Source organism: Vibrio antiquarius, from assembly GCF_000024825.1.
GTDB classification, from domain to species: Bacteria; Pseudomonadota; Gammaproteobacteria; order Enterobacterales; family Vibrionaceae; genus Vibrio; species Vibrio diabolicus.
The window spans coordinates 313,856-334,156 of the sequence record NC_013456.1; the positions used below are offsets into that span (position 1 = coordinate 313,856).

Below are 20,301 nucleotides of genomic sequence, written 5' to 3' on the forward strand. Positions count from 1 at the left end.
AAGCAATGTGAGCAATGTCGTGTCAAAAAGAATTCGTGCAAGTTCTCGGAAAAATGTTTCATCACTTCTCAACTTTCAGTTAATCAACTTCTGTTAATAAGTCATTCAACGTCCTTGTGAACTCTTCCTCATTCCCTAAGACAGGTTTAATAATAATGATTCTCATTTCGTAGTCAACAGTTAAATGAGAAAAAATCTCATTTATTTTCACATCGCTTTAATGAAATGAACTCGAGATTCACGAAGATTAATTTTTTCTTCAAATTTTTCAATGATATATCCATTTCTCAATAACAATCGAAGCATAGCAGGAAACTGATTTCGAGATTTCACTTTTAACGTGTTATAGCCTTGCTCAGCCGCCCAATCTTCTTGTGCTTCCAAAAGCAATTGTGCCACGCCTTCATTTCGAGCCTCAGGAACGACACCACCCAACCAGCTATAGAAAACACCATCCTCTAATTCGTAACCTATTTTGAAGCCGACAATCGTGCCATTTTTTTCTGCAACGAGGATTAAACTGTTTTTCTCTTCTAAACGTTGAGTCATGGAGTCTACCGTTTCTCCTTTCGAAAATTCGGTGACACGTGCCACAACTTGAAGTGCTTCTTCCAATGTGCCTTCACGAATCAGCATTGTCATTGTTCTCTTCTCCAAAATAAAAATACCCAAGCACCTTGGATTGTTACTGTTGTAATCCGCCTGAGGTTACTTGGGTATATACAGACGAACAACTCTTGTTGGTCTGGTGTTTCTCACTGAGCGATAATTACTCTTCAGTCGCTTCCGGAGTACGATTTAGGTGTTGAGCAGTTTGTGCATTCTCTTCTGCCAACCACTCAGCCACATCTTTCGCAAAGTACGTTAAGATGCCGTCAGCACCTGCACGTTTGAAGCACAGTAGTGATTCCATCACAATTTCGCGCTCTTTGAGCCAGCCATTCATGATCGCCGCTTTATGCATCGCGTACTCGCCAGATACTTGATAAGCAAACGTCGGTACCTGAAGTTCGGTTTTTACTCGGCGAACTACATCTAAGTATGGCATACCAGGTTTAACCATCACCATGTCCGCACCTTCATTGATGTCTAGCGCCACTTCATGGATCGCTTCGTCAATGTTTGCTGGGTCCATTTGGTAGTTTTTCTTGTTGCCGCCTTTTAGATTTGAAGAAGAGCCAACCGCATCACGGAATGGTCCGTAGTAGTTCGACGCGTACTTAGCCGAGTAAGCCATGATTTGTGTATGAATGTAGCCCGCATTTTCTAATGCTTCGCGGATCTTACCAATACGGCCATCCATCATGTCTGAAGGCGCGACGACGTCAGCACCCGCTTCAGCGTGAGACAAAGCCTGCTTAACCAGTACTTCCGTGGTTTCATCATTCATTACGTAACCATCTTCATCGATGATGCCGTCTTGGCCGTGCGTCGTGAATGGGTCAAGTGCCACATCTGTGATCACACCGATTTGAGGAATATGTTCTTTAAGCGCACGTACTGCTCGCTGGACCAAACCTTCTGGGTTGTAGGCTTCAGTAGCACATAAGCTTTTAGCGTCTTGGTTTACGACAGGGAAAAGCGCGATTGCTGGAACGCCTAGATTTGCAAGGTATTGCGCTTCTTCTAGCATTAAATCAATCGACAAACGCTCTACACCCGGCATGGACTCCACGCTCTCACGACGATCTTTACCCATTAGGATGAACATTGGGTAAATCAGATCATTAACAGAAAGTTGGTTCTCAGCCATCAAACGACGACTAAAATCGTGCTTACGTAAACGACGCATACGGCGTGCAGGGAATGGACCTTGAATTGATACAGACACCATTTTCTCCTTGTCTGGACGGTTATGATGATCAAATCATCTGGTGAACAAAATCATATCACTCTTGATGCATGTTGCGAGTGACAATCTGGAAAAAGGTAATGAAAAAAACTGAAAATGACCCAGCACTCACACTCAAGTATACTTCGAATACGAAACCAATCATGAAGCACAGAGAGTAACGATGATCGATACCCACGCGCACATCTATGCCAGCGAATTTGATAACGACCGCGATGAAGTAGTACAACGCGCCTTAGCGCAAGGCATTAATAAGATCCTGTTGCCAAACATCGATCTGGACTCTATTGAGCCCATGCTACAAACCGAAGCGGCATATCCTGACGTGTGCCACTCAATGATGGGACTCCACCCTTGCTATGTGGATAACAACGTTGAGCAAACGTTGGAAATCATCCGCGGCTGGTTTGAGAAACACAAGTTTATTGCGGTGGGCGAAATTGGTATCGACCTGTATTGGGACAAAACCTATCGCGCCGAGCAAGAGATGGCATTCGTGACTCAGCTAAACTGGGCAAAAGAGATGGATTTACCAGTCGTTATCCACACTCGTGATTCGATTGAAGAAACACTCACTTTGCTAAGACAAGAGCAAGATGGTCGTCTGCGTGGTGTATTCCACTGTTTTGGAGGCAGCTTAGAAGAAGCGCAAGCAATCAATGAGCTAGGCTTCCACTTAGGCTTGGGTGGCGTATCGACCTTTAAGAATGGCGGGATGGATAAAGTCATTCCACATTTGGATATGCAGTGGGTCATTTTAGAAACCGATTGTCCATACTTAGCGCCAGTACCGCACCGTGGTAAGCGTAATGAACCAGCCTACACTTCTCTCGTTGCACAACGTGTTGCCGACTTGCGTGATGTCGATGTCGCAACTATCGATGCAATAACGACTGAAAATGCCAAAAAGCTGTTTAATATTTAATTCACGAAAATTGAAAAAAGCGACGAAATCAACGTCGCTTTTTTATTACCTAAACTATTGAATGAATGATTCAACCTATTGAAACAATAGAACAACCCACACAAAGTTATTGATAAACATAATAATTAACTAGCAACTCTACTTACCTCTCATATCGCCACTTTACTTCGTCTGTTTTGCAAAACTGTCGACAATTAGACATATTCTTTTTCTATACTGCTTTATGCCCATTAATTAGCACAAATGTAAAACAGCATGAATATGGAAGTTGAAGTGTGTACACATGGTGCTTACTTACAACGCGTACCGCGCAGTTTTTTTCAAAAGCTGCTGGGCATCAAGGAAGTATACGTATGCACAAAGTGTGGTTACGTCATGAAAGTTAAGTAGTTAGCCCAAGAAACAAACCAACCGCAAAAAAAGCGGCTCAATTGAGCCGCTTTTTACATCTACAGTAAACTTATTCTTCGGTTTCCGCTTCTGCCTCTTCGCCTCGACGCGTATAAAAACGCGCAAAGAACAAACCGACTTCAAACAGTAAACACATCGGAATAGCGAGTAAGGTTTGCGAGATCATGTCTGGTGGCGTTAACACCATACCTACGACAAACGCCGCCACAATGATATAAGGCCGTTTCTGTCTTAGATCTTCTGGTGTGGTGGCCCCAGTCCAACACAACAAAATAATCGCAACAGGCACCTCGAATGCGATACCAAACGCCATAAATAGCGCCAGTACAAAATCGAGATAGCTAGAAATGTCGGTCGCAAACTCTACACCACCCAATGAGATAGCAGTAAAGAAGCCAAACACTAGTGGAAACACCACAAAATACGCAAATGCCACACCGCAATAAAACAGCAGTGAGCTGGAAAACAGCAACGGCATAATCAAACGACGCTCATGTTTGTATAAGCCAGGAGCAACAAAGGCCCAAACTTGATACAAAATAAACGGCACCGCAATAAATACCGAAGCGATTAACGTCAACTTCAGTGGCGTGAAAAAGGGTGAAGCCACATCCGTAGCAATCATGGTCGCGCCTTCAGGTAGACGCTCTACTAAAGGTGCGGAAACAAACTCGTAAATGTGGTTAGAGAAATAAATTAGTCCGACAAACACCACCAACACTGCCAAAATTGAGCGCAGTAGTCGGTTGCGAAGCTCCAACAAATGACTAATTAAAGGTTGTGTCTGCTCGACGGTAGACATGGCAAACCTCTTATTAAAAACCAGATCAAAAAGGAGCTACCAATCACTAGTAGCTCCTCCTAATGAGACTATTCGGCTTTCTTATCTGCCGCTGTAACCTTGCTCTCTTCCGCTTTCTCTACCTTTTCTGCTGCTGACTCTGTTTTTACAGGCTCAGCCTCTGAATCGGTGTTCTTTGCGTAAGGACGATTTACAGATTGCGCTGCCTTCTTCAATTCTTCGACTGAAGATTTCAACTCAGGGGACAAATCATCCATCCCCATTTGCTCTGCTTTGCGCAAGTTTTCTTGCAGCTCTTGGACTTTCAGCTCGTGTGACAATTCGTCTTTGACGCTATTTGCCATACTCTTAGCGGCACCGATAAAGCGAGACACGCTGCGAATAGCATGAGGCAAACGCTCCGGCCCAAGAACGACCAGACCAACAACAGATATTAATACCAGTTCCCAAAAACCGATATCAAACACGTTTTACGCCTGCTCTTTGTCTTTTTTCGTTTCAGGAGCAGCTTCTTTTTTCTGCTGCTCTTCTAGACTTTTTGGTTCGAAGTCTGCGTCTTTGTCATTTTTCGCAGGTTCATCTTCGCTCATCGCTTTTTTGAAGCCCTTAACGGCACCACCCAGATCGCCACCGATACCGCGTAGTTTCTTAGTTCCGAATAGCAATACAACAATTACAGCAATGATTAGAAGTTGCCAAACACTGATACCACCCATTCTCTTTACCTCGGGTCTTTAAATAAACAAAAATATTTCAAGAGTTTAACGTCTATTGACGATAAGCTCGCCAACTAAGCAGCCAAAATGTGACACCTGCGATACCGCTGGCCAACGAAAGCTGCTCAAAAGCATTGTTCACCAATATTGCCGAGCATACGACTAAAGTGGCGCCAACGCCAAATAAAAACTTTCCTGTCGCCTGCTGACGCTTGCTCTGACGATACCCTTGGTAAAGTTGATCCATGCGTTGGTTCATCGCTTTACCTTGTTTCAGGCTATCGTAAAGCAGCTCTGGCAGTTCCGGTAACTTCTCCGCCCAAAATGGCGCGCGATCTTTAATCGCATTCACCAAAGCTTGCGGCCCAACTTGATTCATCATCCATTCTTCAAGGAATGGTTTTGCGGTCTCCCACAAATCAAGCTGAGGGTACAGCTGCCTACCAAGACCTTCCACGTACAGCAGCGTTTTTTGCAGCAATACAAGTTGTGGCTGAACCTCCATGTTGAATCGACGTGCCGTGTTGAACAAATTCAACAACACATGACCAAAGGAGATTTCGCACAGTGGCTTAGCAAAAATAGGCTCACACACAATGCGAATCGCGAACTCAAACTCATCGACATTGGTATCGGCAGGCACCCATCCTGAGTCCACATGTAACTCCGCCACTCGGCGATAGTCTCGATTGAAAAACGCCAGGAAGTTTTCCGCCAGATAACGCTTGTCTTCACTATTAAGTGTACCAACGATTCCGCAATCTAGCCCGATCCACATTGGGTTCTCTGGATGTTCGGGTTTGACGAACACGTTCCCCGGATGCATATCGGCATGGAAGAAGCTGTCTCGGAACACTTGAGTGAAGAACACACTCACGCCGCGCTCCGCGAGCAATTTCATATTGGTGCCATTTGCTTTCAAGCCATCAATATCAGAGACTTGAATGCCATATATTCGCTCAGAAACCATGACAGTTTCATTACTGAAGTCAGGAAAAACTTCAGGAACATACAATTCTTCGCTGCCTTCAAAGTTGCGGCGCAACTGAATGGCATTCGCCGCTTCACGTCGTAAGTCGAGTTCATCAAGCAATGTTTTCTCGTACTCACGTACAACTTCAACCGGTTTCAAACGACGTGCTTCAGGCATCGCTCCGGCGACTATACGCGCCATTCGGTGCATCAGTTTTAGATCTGAATCAATGACCGGGCGAATATCTGGGCGGATAACCTTTAATACCACTTCTTGGTTAGAGTCTTTTAAACGCGCAGTATGCACCTGAGCAATCGACGCAGACGCCAGTGGTTTGATATCAAACTCGGTAAACCAGTTTTCTAACGGGCCACCTAATGCCTGCTCCATCTGCTTTTTTGCTAGCTCACCATCAAATGGCGCCACTTGGTCTTGAAGCAAAGCCAGGGGATCAGCAATGTGCGGAGGAAATAAGTCACGGCGCGTTGACATCATCTGACCGAACTTAATCCAAACTGGTCCCAGCTCTTGCAACGCTAAACGCAGGCGCTCACCGAGCGGTTTTTCTGGATGCTTGTTCTTAATCCAGAACAGGCTTTTGCGCAGTAATAACGGAGCTTTGGTCAGTTGGTGATCGGGAAGCAGCTCATCTAAGCCGTATTCCAGTTGTACTTTGGCGATGTGGTATAAGCGCTTTAGTTCTGCTGGCGTCATGGTTTCTCCAATGTCGGCTTATCTGCATCCAGCTTATTCAGCAAAGCAGTCAAGCGAGCTTCAACGCGAGAAGCCTGGCTGCGAACCTCATCAACCTGGTCGCAAAAATACGCCACTTCTAGAGGAGCAGGTGCCAACTTCCACTCTTCAGTCACTACTTGCGCAAGATGACGCTGGTGTTTCTCTGCTTGAGATGCGAGGAAGTTGCCTATGTTTTTTGAACCTTGCACAAAGGTATGTGCGGCGACATCGCCAGTCACGCGAGACAACCACTCTTCAACATCTGGCTTGCAATCCACCATCAACTGAGAGAATTTCTGCGCCAATTGAATATCGCCTTCAAGCTCAAGTTTATCTTGTTTAATAAGGCGAGTGATGTTGGCCTGGTCACGCAGCTCTGGCAACACGCTCAAGTTGAGCGATAAGTAGCAGTTTGGCTGTCCTTCATAATGACCGAGCACATCAATTTGCTGACTAAAAACGAACGTCAGTGTTTTATTGATCTCTTTCAGGTGAACTTGAATAACTTGACCTTTTAGACGCGCTAAACGACGGCCCAATGCAGGGTCGTCTTTGATCAGTGTATTCAGTGACGTTTCAATCACAGCGGTGATAAGTGGTTCAAATGGCATGCCGTTAACCCTTAGAATTTATAACCGCGATGCAAAGCCACAATACCACCAGTTAAGTTGTAGTATTTGGTGTTTTCAAAACCTGCGTCTTGCATCATGCCTTCCAGCGTTTCTTGGTCTGGATGCATACGGATTGACTCCGCTAGGTAGCGGTAACTCTCTGAGTCATTCGCAACTAGCTCACCGATTCTCGGCAACAAGTGGAATGAATATGCGTCGTATACTTTCGATAACGGCTCTAGCACTGGTTTTGAAAATTCCAACACCAATAGACGGCCGCCTGGCTTCAGTACGCGGAACATTGAACGAAGCGCTTTGTCTTTGTCAGTCACATTACGCAAACAAAAACTGATGGTGATGGCATCAAAATAATCATCAGGGAACGGCAGTTCTTCTGCGTTGGCTTGAACGTAATGCACGTTACCCACAATACCGTTGTCACGCAGTTTATCGCGACCAACGTTAAGCATTGAATTATTGATATCAGCAAGGATGACATGGCCTTCATCGCCAACAATGCGCGAGAATTTCGCCGTTAAATCACCCGTACCACCACCTAGGTCAAGAATACGTTGGCCAGGGCGAGCGCCACTACAATCGATAGTGAAGCGCTTCCAAAGGCGGTGAATACCACCAGACATCAGGTCATTCATGATGTCGTATTTTGTTGCCACGGAGTGGAATACTTCGGCAACCTTAGTCACTTTTTCGTCTTTTGCCACTGTAGAGAAACCAAAGTGGGTGGTTTCATTCTCTAACGCTGTATTGGATTGCAAACTTGTGTCCGTCATTCTAATTCCTCTTAGGCAGCGCTTTCTCTCTGCGGGGCGTTTGCTGACAAATAAAATCGCCCACTGCACTGCGGGCGATTAGTTTACTTTATCCTCAGCCGGATGTCTTTCTACTAACGGGTCATTTTCTGAAAATGAATCACTCTGCGCTAACTGTGCGAGGTCAGAAGAAATTGGTCGTTTGATTTCAACCCCAAGGTGCTTAAAGCTTTCGGCTTGACGAATCACATTCCCGCGCCCTGTGGCAAGCTTGTTCATTGCGCCTTGATAGCTTTGATTCGCCTTATCCAGCGCACCGCCGAGCCCTTCCATGTCGTCCACAAACAATCGTAATTTGTCGTAGAGTTTTGTCGCGCGCTGCGCAATCATTTTGGCGTTTTCATTCTGGCGTTCATTGCGCCATAGATTATCAATGGTGCGCAGTGCCACCAGCAACGTTGTTGGGCTCACCAAAATGATGTTTTGCTCCATCGCGTCTTTGATCAAACTTGGATCGGCTTGAATCGCGACTTGGAAAGCAGGCTCAACCGGAATAAACATCAGCACATAGTCCAAACTCTGAATACCTTTGAGTTTGTGGTAGTCCTTCATGCTTAAACCCTTAATGTGAGCACGCAGTGCGGCTAAGTGCGCACTCAAAGCCTGATCTCGATCGGCATCAGTTTCGGCGTTGAAATAGCGCTCATAGGCGACTAGCGCCATTTTGGAATCCACAACCACTTGTTTGTTTTGTGGGAGATGAACAATCACATCAGGTTGGTAGCGCTTGCCTGCTTCATTTTGCAAATTCACCTGAGTCTGATATTCGTGCCCTTCACGCAGTCCCGACTCGGCAAGTACCCTAGCGAGCACCACTTCGCCCCAGTTACCTTGCTGCTTGTTGTCCCCTTTCAACGCTTGGGTCAAATTAACCGCTTCTCGCGTCATTTGCTCATTCAAACGTTGAAGGTTTTTGAGCTCATGCACTAAGGTATGGCGCTCTTTAGCTTCTTGGCTAAAGCTGTCATTAACGTGCTTTTTGAATCCTTCTAGCTGCTCTCGGAGCGGTGACAACAAACCTTCCAAACTCTGACGGTTTTGCAAGTCGACCTTCGCGGTTTTTTCTTCAAACAGTTGGTTGGCCAAGTGCTCAAATTGCTGTTTCAGGCGCGCTTCCGCTTGCTCTAGAATTTGCAGTTTTTCGGCATTGGCTTGGTTGATTTGCTCATGACGTGCTTGCTGCTCACGTAGTTGCGTTTCTAGACGTGATTTGTGCTCACGCATCTGACCAAGCTCATCAAAGTATTGCTGGCGCTCTTGCTTTACAGCCTCGAAGTAACGCAGTTTTTCCATTGCGGCCATCAGCTTTCCGTGTGTTTGGCGTACTTCAAACGCAGCTTTATCGCGCTCATCATCTAATTCATCCAACTCTTGCTGGGCATCGGCAAGGCTTTGTTTAACCTGTTCAAGCTGCTGTTGGTGAAGCTGCTTTTCTGAAACAAGTTGTTGTTCGAGAAGCTGAGTTTGGGTGATAAAACGCTGTTTCACCCACCAACCGACGGCGACACCACTAAGCGTGGCAGCGCAAAGAGAAGAGAGAATGAGAGATTGGTACTCAAGAATCCATTGCATAATAGCGAGTTAGCCTGTGTTTTGTATCTATAACAATGGTATTTAGACACTGGATAAATGTCCAGTTTGTTGGATGAAAAATCCTCGCATACACTAGGCCTTCCTATAATATTCTTTCTTCCGCTCAAATGAACCAGACCGAGCGGCACATCATCACGCAGAGGCATCATGAACGAGCGTCGCGCCCTAGGATTTGGGCTCTCAGCAGTATTACTTTGGTCTACCGTTGCAACCGCATTTAAACTCACGTTGGCAGAATTTACGCCAATCCAAATGCTGTGCATTGCCAGTATCGTCTCTGCGATTGCGCTGACGATAATCTGTGGTGTGCAAGGCAAGTTGGGCCAATTAAGTGCCACCTTCCTCTCAAACCCTTGGTATTACCTACTGCTTGGGTTGATTAACCCCTTGGCGTATTACGTCATTCTCTTTAAAGCGTATGACTTGCTTCCTGCATCTCAAGCCCAAGCAATTAACTACAGCTGGGCCATTACCTTGACGCTAATGGCTGCTGTTTTCTTAGGGCAGAAGATCCGAGCTAAGGATTGGCTCGCTTGCGGTTTTAGCTATGTAGGCGTGATTGTGATTGCCACACAGGGCAATGTTCTCGGCATGCAATTCGAGAGCCCGCTGGGCGTGGGGTTGGCGCTGCTATCGACACTGTTGTGGGCTGGTTACTGGATTTTAAACACCAAAAATAAGGCCGACCCTGTGGTTGGTGTATTACTTGGTTTTTTGGTCGCTATTCCATTTGCCATTGGTTTAAGTATTTATGAAGGTGCGAGCTGGCAGGCAATCTCAATTAAAGGCTGGGCAGCGGTGACGTATGTCGGGCTATTTGAAATGGGGATTACTTTCGTCCTATGGCTGAGCGCCCTCAAATCGACGCAAAACACAGCCCGCATCAGTAATCTGATCTTTGCTTCGCCATTCATCTCACTGATGCTATTGGCAACCATCATTGGTGAAGAAATTCATCCATCAACCTTGATTGGTTTAATACTGATCATCAGTGGATTAGTGGTCCAACAAGTATCGTGGGGTAAAAAAACCAAAGCCATGAGCACTTCTCAATGATGAACAAAAAACCTCAATAAACGATGCAATGAGTTGGATAAAAAAGAGATATAGCTAACAGTTTAATGATAGAAAGCGCCTTACGCTGCTGGGAATTACCTAAGCGTTGGATACGATACCAACACGGCCCAATAGCTTAAGCTAGATTCTAATACCACTATCTTTGGGCGCTTCAGGACACGTTATTAATTATGTTTCGCTTCGCTATTCCTTCGCCTTTGATGGCAGACTGGCAACAGGCTCTGCAACAATGCTGTGATGCTACTCAAGCTCAGGGACAACTTTATACTCTGAGCGATACCCAGCAGTGGCTATCAACTGAGGTGTCTACCTCGGCTCAAAATCATCGCGCTATCGTCGAAGTGGTAGTGCAAGTTGCCGATCAATTTACACCGACAGACTTGACGATAAGCCACATATCCTTTGGACAGCAAACCTTGAGCATAGGTCCGATTTGGCTACCAAATGGCGATCTGTTTGCCGTATTAGCGCTGACTCACCCTGACGATCAAATCACGGTAGTGTCTGCTTGGCTGAGTGCATTAGTGGGGCGAATGAGCTTTGATGTCAGCTCACACTACCAGCAAGAACGAACACGCCATCAAACTGCAGCGACCACACCATTACCGACGCTGCAAGAGTTTATCGACTGTCTTGAAGACCATATTTGGATAAAAGGCATGGATGGTCTTTATTCGATGACCAATCGAAGCGTAGAAAATGCGTGGCAAAAGACCAACAGTGAGATCATCGGCAAAGATGATTTCGCACTATTTAGCCACGAGCGAGCAGAGAAGTTCATTGAGGCCGATAACTTGGTCGTGGCGACAGGCACGCTGAACATCGTCGAAGAATGCCGCCAAATTGATGAAAACAATAACCCAACTTGGCTAGAAACCATTAAGTCTCCTGTCCGTGATAATGACGGAAACTTAATTGGCATTCTGGGCATGACGCGCAACATCACACGCCGGAAAATGGTCGAAACGCAACTCTCATTGGCGTCCAAAATTTTTAATAACTCACAAGAAGGCATGGTCATTACTGATCGCAATGCCAACATCATTGATGTAAACACAGCCTTTACTCAAATCACCGGCTATCGCTCTGAAGAGGTGATTGGAAAGAACCCCAGAATTCTGCGATCTGGTCATCATGACCAAGGCTTCTATAAACAGTTGTGGCATCAGCTCGAAACCAAAGGTCAATGGAAAGGCGAGTTCATCAACCGAAAGAAAGATGGCAGCATTTACCCGCAGTTAGCGACCATTAGTGCCGTAATGGACGATAAAAATCATCTCATTAACTACATCTGTGTATTTGAAGATATTTCCGTGCGTAAAGCGCACGAAGAAAAACTGCAGCGCATGGCCTTTTATGATCCGTTAACGAATCTGCCTAATCGCACCCATTTACTTAGCTTGCTTGAACAACACATTGAAACCGGGCACAAGAACCAACAGACGTTTGCCACCCTATTTCTGGATATCGACCATTTCAAGCACATCAACGATAGCATGGGTCACTTTTGTGGTGATCAGTTGCTGTCTAAGTTGGCTATCCGTCTGCAAGATATTCTTCACTTAAATGCGCATGTGGCTCGTATTGGCGGCGATGAGTTCGTGATCATTTTGCCGGACGTCCACAGTGATGTGGCTTTGCTGGAAACCGTCGGCGATATTCTCAGCGTTTTCCAACAACCGTTCGACTTGGCAAATCACGACTCACTGCGCGTCTCGACCAGTATTGGCATAGCCTTATACCCAAGAGACGGCCAAGACAGCGAAACCTTACTCAAAAACGCAGATACGGCGATGTACTTAGCGAAGAAAAATGGGCGCAACGGCTACGCATTTTACTCACCAGATTTAACCGATAAATCGGTATCCCATGTGCGCATTCAATCTGCTTTACATCAAGCGATAGAAAAGCAGCAACTTCGATTAGAGTTCCAGCCACAATATAACTTGGAGCAACATGCGATTGTTGGCGTTGAAACCTTATTACGCTGGCAGCACCCCGAATTTGGCCTTGTACCACCAGCCGACTTTATTCCAATTGCAGAAAAAACGGGGCTTATCCAAAGCATTGGCGAGTGGGTCTTGCTACACGCTTGTCAGCAAGGAAATGCTTGGCTGGAACAAGGCGTTGAGTTTGGCAGAATTGCGGTTAATGTGTCGGCATTACAGCTTCAGCAATCGAATTTCATTCAGAGATTGAGCGATATCCTCAATCAAACTGGTTTCCCTGCTCAACGGCTGGATTTGGAGATCACCGAGAGCTTTTTACTGATCGACCCTCAACAAGCCATTGCGTCGTTAAATCAACTAAGAGAGTTAGGCATCGAGATTTCTCTGGATGATTTCGGCACAGGCTATTCGTCTTTGTCTTATTTGAAAGGTTTACCCATAAATAAGCTGAAAATTGATCGTTCGTTTGTCAGTGATGTACCCAGCAACAGCGATAGCAATGCGATTGTGAATGCGATTATCGCCATGGGCAAAACACTGTCATTGAAAGTGGTAGCGGAAGGAATAGAAACTCAGGAGCAAGCCGATTACTTGTTCGAAAAAGGCTGTGTTTACGGTCAAGGGTATCTTTTTAGCCGACCTGTAAGTGCGGAAAAACTTTTTCGTTGAGCCAGCTTGTAGCCCAAGTCATTCTCGTGGAGCCATATCCTCGGGGATGGTTTGTCTTGGTTGACTTTGAGTTGATTGACACAACTCTAGACGCTCAACCAAAATATTAATGCAGACCAATAGCGGTACACCGATTAAGAGCCCCATACCGCCCCAAAGCCAACCCCAGAACACGAGCCAAACGAAGATCACTAACGGATTTAAGTTGAATCTTTTCCCTAATAACGTTGGCGTGACAAACTGGCTTTCAATCAAGTTGATCAACAAATAGATAGACACCACAGTGAGCATAAAACTGACCGACTCCAACTGCAGATAAGCCACAAAACCGAAACTCACCATGGAGATGACTGGGCCAAGATACGGCGCAAAATTCATCACGCCAGCAAACGCGCCCCACAAGAACGGGTCCTCAAGGCCTAAAACAAAAAACACCGCCCCAACACTCAACCCAAGTCCCGCATTCACTAACGTGATAGTACCAATGTATCGAGATAGGTCTTTCTGTAGTGCTTTGACCAGTTCAATCGCTTGGCGCTGCTTGGCAAACCCATGCAAGTACGACACTGACTTTCGAAATAAGCTGCGTCCGTGATTGAGCATAAAATAAACCATAAACAGCACTATCATCGCTTGTGTCAAAATGGTCGGCGTCGTGGTCGCGAGTGTCTTCACCAAAGAAAAGACGGTATTGTTCCCGACTTCATCCATACCCATATCGCTGGCAATATTCAGCGGCGTATTAAGGTGATCCGCCGAGGCTTGAGTCACTTCGCTCACTTCTTGCGACACATTTTTCACGATACTGGGCAGTTCAGACCACCACTGCTTGGCAGGCTCCGACATGGCAGCAAGGCCAATAATTGAAGCACCAACCAAGAATGACAGAGTCACCACGACGGTAATCGCGCGCGGTAAACCTTTGTCTTCAAGATAGTTAATGAAAGGACTGCATAACAGAGAAATAAAGGTACTAAGCACAATAGGTAACAAGATTGGCTTAGCAAAATACAGCCCAGGAACGAGCAATAAGACAAGAAGGGTTGCACCAATCGCGGTGTTGGCAGGAATGTTCAATTTCGCTGTCATAAAAAGGCTCAAGGTCGGTAGGAATAATTATCGGCGAAAGCCGTTATTGGGGTTGCTCGACTTCTGTTTCTGTCGCGGTCTCTTCTGTCGAAGCAGTATTGCTTGCTTGTGGTTCAGCATTTCGCTCTTGTTCTACGCCCGACTGGTTAGAAGACGCGGCCCTAACTGGCTTGGCAAGCGAATCCGTTAGTTCGGAGACACTACTCGCCAATAGCCCCATGGAAGAGATAGAGGAAGTCAGTCGAGACAATCGACCCGCTTTGGCAGCGGTAACGGCAACGACAGCACTAATACCTAGCGTCATCCAAGGATTTTCTTTCACAAACTTCTTAGTGGTAAACGTGAACATTTCCATCGACAAGCAGCATTGCTCTAAAGATGCCTTACCTTCCATCCGCTTGATTCGCATGGCTCGATTGAGCTTTTGTAGCGAGCGCATCCCACCCCTCCTGCAACTGTTCTGTCGTATTTTTGAATCCAAGGAAACCAACTAAACGCTTCTGCCACCAAGCTAAAGACAATAATGCCAAACCTAAGGACGCAATAAATACGCCCACTGCAACATACACGTTAGCGGTCAGCTGATAAGCCACCACACCAGAAGCAAGGCACAAACTGAACACGAACAATACCGACAATAAGGTAAAAACAATGGTGCACAGCAAAATCTGTCGCGCTGCGGACGCATTAACTTTCACCTCCAAGAGGAACAAATCCAACGTTGAACCCGACCACGCTTTCAGCGATTGAGTCAATTGGTCCAGTTGTGAAAGAATACTGCTCAAACCATTGATGGTTTGTTGGATATCCTGCTCTTGTGCCCCACTTGGGGCTCGACCGCTGTCTGCTGCGGCCGAGCCTGGTTGCTGGTTGGTGACTTGTCCGGAGTTATTCATTGGAACCCTCGCCTTCTGTTATGTGGCTTAATTCGTTGGACCGTGATTATTTGATCAGCTTCGAAACCGCCCAACCCGCAAGGAAGGCACAACCAATGCTCAGCAATGGACGCTCCTTGATAACGTTCTCTGCCGACTTGGTCGCCTGCTGAACGTGTTCCGCGCCCACATCAAATTTCTCTTTAGCTTGGTCTTTCATTGCGCCGACGGCTTCCGTCGTGGCTTGCTCCGCTAAGTGATATGCTTCTTCTAACTGCTCTTGAGGTTTTACTGTGCTTTCTTTTGTTGTAGCCATAACTAGCCTCCGTTGATGAGTTGAGTAGTAAATCAAGTGAAACAACTTTTGAACTCACTTACTCACTACTAAGCCATATCCGTGCCAAAATTATAAGCATTTGTTTTTATTTTATTTTTGTTTTGTTTCACGACAAATCCTTATCTGTACGTGTAATTCTTTCCAGACTTCCCCAACATTCTTGTAATTTTTTCTTAGCGCCTCATCTGCAACCCTCCAATTCTTGCGCAATAAAATCATAACCAATTGATTAATAGAAAAATAACATTCCTTGGCATACAACCTGCAACTAAAGATGAAACATCTGTGTTTGTTCCCCATACGTACAAACACTCCCATCACCAACCAAATCAGGAGTGAGATATGAAAAATGAAAATATCGCCTCAATCATTGAGCTTATCGAGAGCGGAAATGACATTTACAACAAGGCCATTGAGAACATTGACAACACTTCTTTGAATAATGTGTTGGTAGAACTGCTTAGAGTACGTGAGCGAGCGGTGCTTGAGCTTACTCCCTACACATTGGCAAATAACCAGGAAGACTCTGCCGACGACACTCCGGTTTCCTACACCATTAAAGCGCGTGAGGTATACAGCGATGTGATGAAGGAGGTGTCTTCTGACAAAGAGTCCATGTATTTGGAACAGCTCGAAGGTGTTGAAAGCAAGGTGCTCAAAGAGATCGAAAACCTAATTACTAGCCACCCAGAGCAAGCGGATAATTCGGTTCTACTGAAAGTTCGCAGTGATATCAAAAGCTGTAAAGAAAAGCTCAGCAGCATCAGCCTTATCAGCTGATCCTTAGTGGTCGCCTTTGCAATCAAGCGCTGGCAGAGAAAATGGCCAACCCGTTTTGGCCATTTCTGATAAGACCACAGGCACCTCAATACAACCAAAACTAGAAAACACTAAACCGAGTCATCAACACGGTAGTCATAAATAAAGAGGTCAGTATGACATTGGATAATAATCGAGTAAGGGAGCTACTCGTAAAAATGACACACCATCGCCAAACGTGTTTGCCTCTCGTTAATCCGCAATCGCATATGACACTCGCAAGAGCGGCGTATCGATTCGTTAAAATAGAAAAAGTGATGATCAAAAAGATGGCGAAGTTGTTCTTCGACCAAGATGGTGAACAATTCATTGCAGAAAATGCCACCGAATACGGCGTTGCCGAACTAGGTAATTACAAAGAAATGCATTTCATGAACAAGTTGTTGTTAGATGATTTAAAAGCGCTACTCAGAGCCATTGACGACACCAACTTAACGGCGCTTGTTTCTTACTGGTTAGCTGCTTTACAAGTCGAAAACGATGAAATTGAAAAGCACTTACCCCAGGGTGAGTAGTCATACTCACCCCCCTTCTTCCTTTCACTTCGAGAACGATAAATAGACGCTCTCTCAAATACAAAAAATGCCGATATAAAAAAGCCGCTGCACCTACGCAGCGACCTTATTGGTTCCCTCAAAACTATGACTAAACCGGTAAACAAAGGCGCGCTATAAAGCACTAGGCAAATGGCGCATTATCCACTGCTTATCTGTTTTAAAGCTAAGTCGATTTACTTCTCCCGCTTGGGACAAATACATTCAACGATTTTGGACGAAGCTTAATCGCTAATTGCTCATCAGAATAAAGCTCACCATCAATCACATACTCAATCGGTTTGTTCGCAGAAATAGTGACATTCTGAGCCGTCGCGTATTGAAAATGAGTCGATTCCTCCTGCGCACCTACGCTGGTTAATGTCAGATCAGACAATGCGATGAGGCGTCCGCCTAAAGATTCGGTGTTATCTAAATACGTGATATGCAGCTTGCCATCGTCAGGCTGCGGAGCACCACCACCTTGCGCGAGCAACGTACTAAAAGGAGCGATGTTCGCAACGACAAAGCTATGAACTTCTAGCGTTTGTGATCCATTTTCGCGGTTTTCATCTTCAAATGGCGCATCCATCGCAACGGTCAACGTTTGCGTATCTTCCGCCACCACCGCGTTAAAAAAGCCCGTTAAATAGGCCAATTGTCCAAAGGTGTTTTTCTCTTCTCGCTGCGCATGCTCGATCATTTTCTGCTCTAGTCCAATACCTAGGACTAACAATATAAGCCTCTGATTACACTCCGCCGTATCAATACGTTGGCAGTGACCTGCTAGCAATGCTTCACACGCTTTTTCAACGGGTGACAATTTTGCCCCAACCCCATAGAGCACATGACACAACGCATTGGCGGTTCCGAGCGGAACAATACCGAGTTTGAGGTCGGTACCTACCAGCTGGCTCGCCACTTCCGTCACTGTGCCATCGCCACCCGCTACGATGATTTGCTTAGCCCCACTTTCTTTTGCCTGTTGTGTTAGCTGCTCGGCGCTGAGGTTTGTGGTGGTTTGATGAATACTCAAACGATATTTTTTGGTTAGTTCACGAATCAAGTGCTGTTCGTTTTCCTCCCATTTGCCGCCACCTGCAACAGGGTTAACCACCATCCAAGTGGACTGATCCAGACCCAGTACGCCTTTTTCACTTATCGCTCGTAACGTTTTGATCTGCAATTTATTCAATCTCGCGGTACTGCGCACGTCATTGATTTTTTTCATCACAGATTCAACCGTCAGCGACGGATCTTTGCTCAGTAGATACGCCGCAACAACAAACACCGAACGACCGCGCCCTAACGCACAATGCACAACCACAGCTCGCGAGCACGAGATTTGCGTATCAATCCAGTTAATCGCATGGCGAAGGCGCTCTAGCGTTGGGGCTTTGTGGTCAAGTACCGGAATCGAAAGGTAGTGAAACTGCTTGTCGGTCATCGCACTTTCAAGCCCAGCAAATTCTGCGGTGACATCGACAATACAAGAGATGTCATTGGATTCGAGAAAATCTAAGTCACTCTGAAATAGCCGACGGGAGAGGTATAAATTATCGCTGACTTTTTGGATAGGAGGCACGGTATCGCGCCGTCTTTCCCAGGCATTATACGCTCTAGCACCCAGCAAAAAGGGGATGAATGCCCAGCGGATCCATCTGACAATCTTACCGTCTTGGTTTTTTCTAAAAATGGAGGGAATGTCGAAAACGTAGGCTACGCTGACTAATGCTAAAGAAAGAGATACCCACAAGAACAACAGGCTAACCATGATTTGGGGAATATAAATAGCGGCCAATAAACTGATCAGAGCGCCAAGAATATAATATTTGATGATAAACATTCGCTCTCCTTGCCTTCAGCGAGTGCGCTTTTTTAGTGAAAGTGAGAATAAGCTGGTTCTAGTTTAGGCTAATTAGCTTGGTAAACGCTTTGATTGGGCCCCTTCCCGTGCCGAAATGGCACGAAAAGGACCAATACTCCACCTAACTAGCCATTTCTTCGACGTAGCTATCCGCTAGTTTCATTTTCTGCTGATCGGTCATCACCTTACCGGCCAATTGGAAAAAACGCTGCTCTTCTTCTTCGAGGTGATGCAATACTTTGTGACGCAAAGTTTTCATGAGGTTGAGCCATGCTGGCGAGCTCATGTCGGTTGCATCAAGCTGTGCAATCACTTTATCAATCTCGTGGTGCTCTGCGATGCCATGACGAGTAAGATCGATGGTTTTATCGCTCTCGATTAAAGGCGCGTAGAAAAAGCGCTCTTCTGCGGCGGCGTGCTGTTCGAGTTCATCCTTCAGATTGTGGTAAAACTCTTCGCGTGCAGGGGAATCTCCAGACGTTTCCATCAGAGCATCGAGTAAAAGGCGTTGCTTTTCATGACTCTCTTTTAGTACATCAAATATGTTTTTCATCTTTGACTCCTCATCTGATTGTAAACACTTGGGATAAAAGGAAGGGCGGTGATTGACCGCCCTTCTCTTACATTGCTGTGAACAAAAAGCTGACCTTACTCGACTAACAATCTTGGTCTTCTGCGTTCAAGTTCTCTTTAATATTTTCACACTCATCTTCAATCGCGTTTTGAGTTTCTTCGGCGGCTTCATCTATCTTCTTGCCTGCCTGTTCCATTGGCCCTTCTTCACTACAAGCAGCCAGTGCGAACACCAAACCAAATACTGCGGCGATACGGTAAATTAATGACGTAATTCGCATGAAATCTCCTATCTATTTACGTTTTTTCTTCCTAGCAGAACAATCACTATTGATACAATTAATGACAATAGGAATAGGTAAAATATCACTTGCGCGATAGAGGCTGCCGCCCCTGCAATACCAGTAAAACCTAGTAGTGCAGAAACCAGTGCCAAAGCCAGAAAAATAAACATCCAACGAACCATAGTGTTACCTCCTAATAAAATTGGGTTAGGTTACTCGGCTCGTTATTATTGAACCACTTCTAGCTTATCAATCACCTTATTTACATCATTGGTATTATTTGCAATTGAAAGTGCAAGATCATGCTCCGCATCTGAATTAACCTTACCTGCCAACGTTACCGTTTTACGTTCCGTCGTTACATCAATGTCCGTACCACTTACATTGGTATCCATCAGTAGGCGAGTTTTAACTATAGTCGTGATTTTAGAGTCGGTCAGTGTGGCTAATGCCTCTGAATCGGTTTCTTTCTTACCTTCATTCACCACTGACAATTCGTTGTTTACTTTTTTCACACCATCAAGACCTGTTACAAGCTCTTCGGCAAGCGATTTTTCAAGGTCATTGTTTACCGAACCAGAAAGGGTAACTACCTGATTTTCAACATCGGTGTTGATATCAAAAGAGTTAAGGTTACTGTTTAGCAGCAGCGTCGTTTCAGCTTTACCATCTAGCCAAGCGTCCATGGATTCTTTTTCCCATTTATCACTCGCTAAGACTGCTGTAGATGAAGTAGCAAGAACTGACGTAAGTACAATTTTAGCTGCGATGTTATTCATGG

The 20,301-nt window shown here is 45.5% G+C and carries 23 protein-coding genes; 5 read left to right on the plus strand and 18 right to left on the minus strand.

Features of this window, described 5'->3' with window-relative positions; genetic code table 11:
- Positions 1 to 207 precede the first annotated feature (207 nt).
- Complete coding sequence (locus tag VEA_RS01510; protein WP_012841227.1) at positions 208 to 642, minus strand: GNAT family N-acetyltransferase; 435 nt, start codon at positions 640 to 642, stop codon at positions 208 to 210.
- A gap of 127 nt (positions 643 to 769) precedes the next feature.
- The gene (hemB, locus tag VEA_RS01515) at positions 770 to 1,831 is read right to left on the minus strand and encodes a porphobilinogen synthase (protein WP_031777176.1); all 1,062 of its coding nucleotides are present in this window, start codon (positions 1,829 to 1,831) and stop codon (positions 770 to 772) included.
- A 184-nt stretch (positions 1,832 to 2,015) separates the two neighbouring features.
- On the opposite strand from hemB, the gene VEA_RS01520 reads away from it, so the two are divergent.
- A complete protein-coding gene (locus VEA_RS01520) occupies positions 2,016 to 2,777 on the plus strand; it encodes a TatD family hydrolase (RefSeq protein ID WP_006741775.1) in 762 nt (253 codons plus the stop codon).
- 460 nt (positions 2,778 to 3,237) lie between these two features.
- On the opposite strand, the gene tatC is transcribed toward VEA_RS01520, so the two are convergent.
- From tatC to rmuC, 7 genes are all read right to left on the minus strand, one after another.
- Positions 3,238 to 3,990 carry a twin-arginine translocase subunit TatC gene (gene tatC / locus VEA_RS01525; RefSeq protein WP_005394442.1) on the minus strand — a complete coding sequence of 251 codons (753 nt, stop codon included), beginning with the start codon at positions 3,988 to 3,990 and terminating at the stop codon, positions 3,238 to 3,240.
- Between the two features lie 68 nt (positions 3,991 to 4,058).
- Positions 4,059 to 4,457, minus strand: a complete 399-nt coding sequence (tatB, locus tag VEA_RS01530) for a Sec-independent protein translocase protein TatB (RefSeq protein WP_012841229.1) — start codon at positions 4,455 to 4,457, stop codon at positions 4,059 to 4,061.
- A gap of 3 nt (positions 4,458 to 4,460) precedes the next feature.
- Positions 4,461 to 4,706: a Sec-independent protein translocase subunit TatA gene (gene tatA / locus VEA_RS01535; RefSeq protein WP_005382958.1), complete on the minus strand. Its 246-nt coding sequence runs from the start codon at positions 4,704 to 4,706 to the stop codon at positions 4,461 to 4,463.
- Positions 4,707 to 4,758: 52 nt separating this feature from the next.
- The gene (gene ubiB / locus VEA_RS01540) at positions 4,759 to 6,393 is read right to left on the minus strand and encodes a ubiquinone biosynthesis regulatory protein kinase UbiB (RefSeq protein WP_006741774.1); all 1,635 of its coding nucleotides are present in this window, start codon (positions 6,391 to 6,393) and stop codon (positions 4,759 to 4,761) included.
- Positions 6,390 to 7,025, minus strand: coding sequence for a ubiquinone biosynthesis accessory factor UbiJ (locus VEA_RS01545; RefSeq protein WP_006741773.1), 636 nt, complete (start codon positions 7,023 to 7,025; stop codon positions 6,390 to 6,392). Before VEA_RS01545 ends, ubiB begins: the two co-directional genes overlap by 4 nt.
- An 11-nt stretch (positions 7,026 to 7,036) precedes the next feature.
- Positions 7,037 to 7,816, minus strand: a complete 780-nt coding sequence (ubiE, locus tag VEA_RS01550; RefSeq protein WP_005394436.1) for a bifunctional demethylmenaquinone methyltransferase/2-methoxy-6-polyprenyl-1,4-benzoquinol methylase UbiE — start codon at positions 7,814 to 7,816, stop codon at positions 7,037 to 7,039.
- Positions 7,817 to 7,894: 78 nt separating this feature from the next.
- A complete protein-coding gene (gene rmuC, locus VEA_RS01555; RefSeq protein WP_006741771.1) occupies positions 7,895 to 9,427 on the minus strand; it encodes a DNA recombination protein RmuC in 1,533 nt (510 codons plus the stop codon).
- A gap of 168 nt (positions 9,428 to 9,595) precedes the next feature.
- Between rmuC and VEA_RS01560 the strand changes: the two genes are divergently transcribed.
- Both VEA_RS01560 and VEA_RS01565 read left to right on the plus strand, forming a co-directional pair.
- Entirely contained in the window at positions 9,596 to 10,504 is a 909-nt protein-coding gene (locus VEA_RS01560; RefSeq protein ID WP_006741770.1) for a DMT family transporter, read from the plus strand.
- A 191-nt stretch (positions 10,505 to 10,695) separates the two neighbouring features.
- Complete coding sequence (locus tag VEA_RS01565) at positions 10,696 to 13,143, plus strand: EAL domain-containing protein (protein ID WP_006741769.1); 2,448 nt, start codon at positions 10,696 to 10,698, stop codon at positions 13,141 to 13,143.
- A gap of 18 nt (positions 13,144 to 13,161) precedes the next feature.
- Here VEA_RS01565 and VEA_RS01570 read toward each other — a convergent pair whose 3' ends face one another.
- From VEA_RS01570 to VEA_RS01585, 4 genes are read right to left on the minus strand one after another with little or no spacing between them, the layout of a single operon-like run.
- Positions 13,162 to 14,232 (minus strand): AI-2E family transporter, encoded by a 1,071-nt coding sequence (locus tag VEA_RS01570; protein ID WP_006741768.1) that lies wholly within the window; start codon positions 14,230 to 14,232, stop codon positions 13,162 to 13,164.
- Between the two features lie 43 nt (positions 14,233 to 14,275).
- Positions 14,276 to 14,626 (minus strand): hypothetical protein, encoded by a 351-nt coding sequence (locus VEA_RS01575; protein WP_012841230.1) that lies wholly within the window; start codon positions 14,624 to 14,626, stop codon positions 14,276 to 14,278.
- Positions 14,616 to 15,128 (minus strand): hypothetical protein, encoded by a 513-nt coding sequence (locus VEA_RS01580; RefSeq protein WP_005394427.1) that lies wholly within the window; start codon positions 15,126 to 15,128, stop codon positions 14,616 to 14,618. Before VEA_RS01580 ends, VEA_RS01575 begins: the two co-directional genes overlap by 11 nt.
- 46 nt (positions 15,129 to 15,174) lie before the next feature.
- A complete protein-coding gene (locus VEA_RS01585; protein WP_005394426.1) occupies positions 15,175 to 15,423 on the minus strand; it encodes a hypothetical protein in 249 nt (82 codons plus the stop codon).
- A gap of 363 nt (positions 15,424 to 15,786) precedes the next feature.
- On the opposite strand from VEA_RS01585, the gene VEA_RS01590 reads away from it, so the two are divergent.
- The gene (locus tag VEA_RS01590) at positions 15,787 to 16,224 is read left to right on the plus strand and encodes a DUF2383 domain-containing protein (RefSeq protein WP_005394423.1); all 438 of its coding nucleotides are present in this window, start codon (positions 15,787 to 15,789) and stop codon (positions 16,222 to 16,224) included.
- A 155-nt stretch (positions 16,225 to 16,379) separates the two neighbouring features.
- Positions 16,380 to 16,778, plus strand: a complete 399-nt coding sequence (locus VEA_RS01595) for a hypothetical protein (protein ID WP_005379193.1) — start codon at positions 16,380 to 16,382, stop codon at positions 16,776 to 16,778.
- Between the two features lie 205 nt (positions 16,779 to 16,983).
- Here the strand turns inward: VEA_RS01595 and VEA_RS01600 are convergent, their stop codons facing one another.
- The 5 genes from VEA_RS01600 to VEA_RS01620 all read right to left on the minus strand — a co-directional run bounded on the left by VEA_RS01600 (position 16,984) and on the right by VEA_RS01620 (position 20,299).
- The gene (locus VEA_RS01600; RefSeq protein ID WP_006741767.1) at positions 16,984 to 18,642 is read right to left on the minus strand and encodes a diacylglycerol kinase family protein; all 1,659 of its coding nucleotides are present in this window, start codon (positions 18,640 to 18,642) and stop codon (positions 16,984 to 16,986) included.
- Positions 18,643 to 18,784: 142 nt separating this feature from the next.
- Positions 18,785 to 19,216, minus strand: a complete 432-nt coding sequence (locus VEA_RS01605) for a hemerythrin domain-containing protein (RefSeq protein ID WP_005394414.1) — start codon at positions 19,214 to 19,216, stop codon at positions 18,785 to 18,787.
- Positions 19,217 to 19,319: 103 nt separating this feature from the next.
- Positions 19,320 to 19,517: a hypothetical protein gene (locus tag VEA_RS01610; RefSeq protein WP_012841232.1), complete on the minus strand. Its 198-nt coding sequence runs from the start codon at positions 19,515 to 19,517 to the stop codon at positions 19,320 to 19,322.
- 8 nt (positions 19,518 to 19,525) lie between these two features.
- Entirely contained in the window at positions 19,526 to 19,702 is a 177-nt protein-coding gene (locus VEA_RS23050) for a DUF1328 family protein (protein WP_012841233.1), read from the minus strand.
- Between the two features lie 45 nt (positions 19,703 to 19,747).
- Positions 19,748 to 20,299: a BON domain-containing protein gene (locus VEA_RS01620; RefSeq protein ID WP_012841234.1), complete on the minus strand. Its 552-nt coding sequence runs from the start codon at positions 20,297 to 20,299 to the stop codon at positions 19,748 to 19,750.
- Between the last annotated feature and the right edge of the window lie 2 nt (positions 20,300 to 20,301).

Coding starts and splice junctions, on each gene's coding strand:
- VEA_RS01510 (WP_012841227.1), bottom strand. CDS start 642: ATGACAATGCTGATTCGTGAAGGCACATTGGAAGAAGCACTTCAAGTT.
- VEA_RS01520 (WP_006741775.1), top strand. CDS start 2,016: ATGATCGATACCCACGCGCACATCTATGCCAGCGAATTTGATAACGAC.
- tatC (WP_005394442.1), bottom strand. CDS start 3,990: ATGTCTACCGTCGAGCAGACACAACCTTTAATTAGTCATTTGTTGGAG.
- tatA (WP_005382958.1), bottom strand. CDS start 4,706: ATGGGTGGTATCAGTGTTTGGCAACTTCTAATCATTGCTGTAATTGTT.
- ubiB (WP_006741774.1), bottom strand. CDS start 6,393: ATGACGCCAGCAGAACTAAAGCGCTTATACCACATCGCCAAAGTACAA.
- VEA_RS01545 (WP_006741773.1), bottom strand. CDS start 7,025: ATGCCATTTGAACCACTTATCACCGCTGTGATTGAAACGTCACTGAAT.
- ubiE (WP_005394436.1), bottom strand. CDS start 7,816: ATGACGGACACAAGTTTGCAATCCAATACAGCGTTAGAGAATGAAACC.
- rmuC (WP_006741771.1), bottom strand. CDS start 9,427: ATGCAATGGATTCTTGAGTACCAATCTCTCATTCTCTCTTCTCTTTGC.
- VEA_RS01560 (WP_006741770.1), top strand. CDS start 9,596: ATGAACGAGCGTCGCGCCCTAGGATTTGGGCTCTCAGCAGTATTACTT.
- VEA_RS01565 (WP_006741769.1), top strand. CDS start 10,696: ATGTTTCGCTTCGCTATTCCTTCGCCTTTGATGGCAGACTGGCAACAG.
- VEA_RS01570 (WP_006741768.1), bottom strand. CDS start 14,232: ATGACAGCGAAATTGAACATTCCTGCCAACACCGCGATTGGTGCAACC.
- VEA_RS01575 (WP_012841230.1), bottom strand. CDS start 14,626: ATGGAAGGTAAGGCATCTTTAGAGCAATGCTGCTTGTCGATGGAAATG.
- VEA_RS01580 (WP_005394427.1), bottom strand. CDS start 15,128: ATGAATAACTCCGGACAAGTCACCAACCAGCAACCAGGCTCGGCCGCA.
- VEA_RS01585 (WP_005394426.1), bottom strand. CDS start 15,423: ATGGCTACAACAAAAGAAAGCACAGTAAAACCTCAAGAGCAGTTAGAA.
- VEA_RS01590 (WP_005394423.1), top strand. CDS start 15,787: ATGAAAAATGAAAATATCGCCTCAATCATTGAGCTTATCGAGAGCGGA.
- VEA_RS01595 (WP_005379193.1), top strand. CDS start 16,380: ATGACATTGGATAATAATCGAGTAAGGGAGCTACTCGTAAAAATGACA.
- VEA_RS01600 (WP_006741767.1), bottom strand. CDS start 18,642: ATGTTTATCATCAAATATTATATTCTTGGCGCTCTGATCAGTTTATTG.
- VEA_RS01605 (WP_005394414.1), bottom strand. CDS start 19,216: ATGAAAAACATATTTGATGTACTAAAAGAGAGTCATGAAAAGCAACGC.
- VEA_RS01610 (WP_012841232.1), bottom strand. CDS start 19,517: ATGCGAATTACGTCATTAATTTACCGTATCGCCGCAGTATTTGGTTTG.
- VEA_RS23050 (WP_012841233.1), bottom strand. CDS start 19,702: ATGGTTCGTTGGATGTTTATTTTTCTGGCTTTGGCACTGGTTTCTGCA.
- VEA_RS01620 (WP_012841234.1), bottom strand. CDS start 20,299: ATGAATAACATCGCAGCTAAAATTGTACTTACGTCAGTTCTTGCTACT.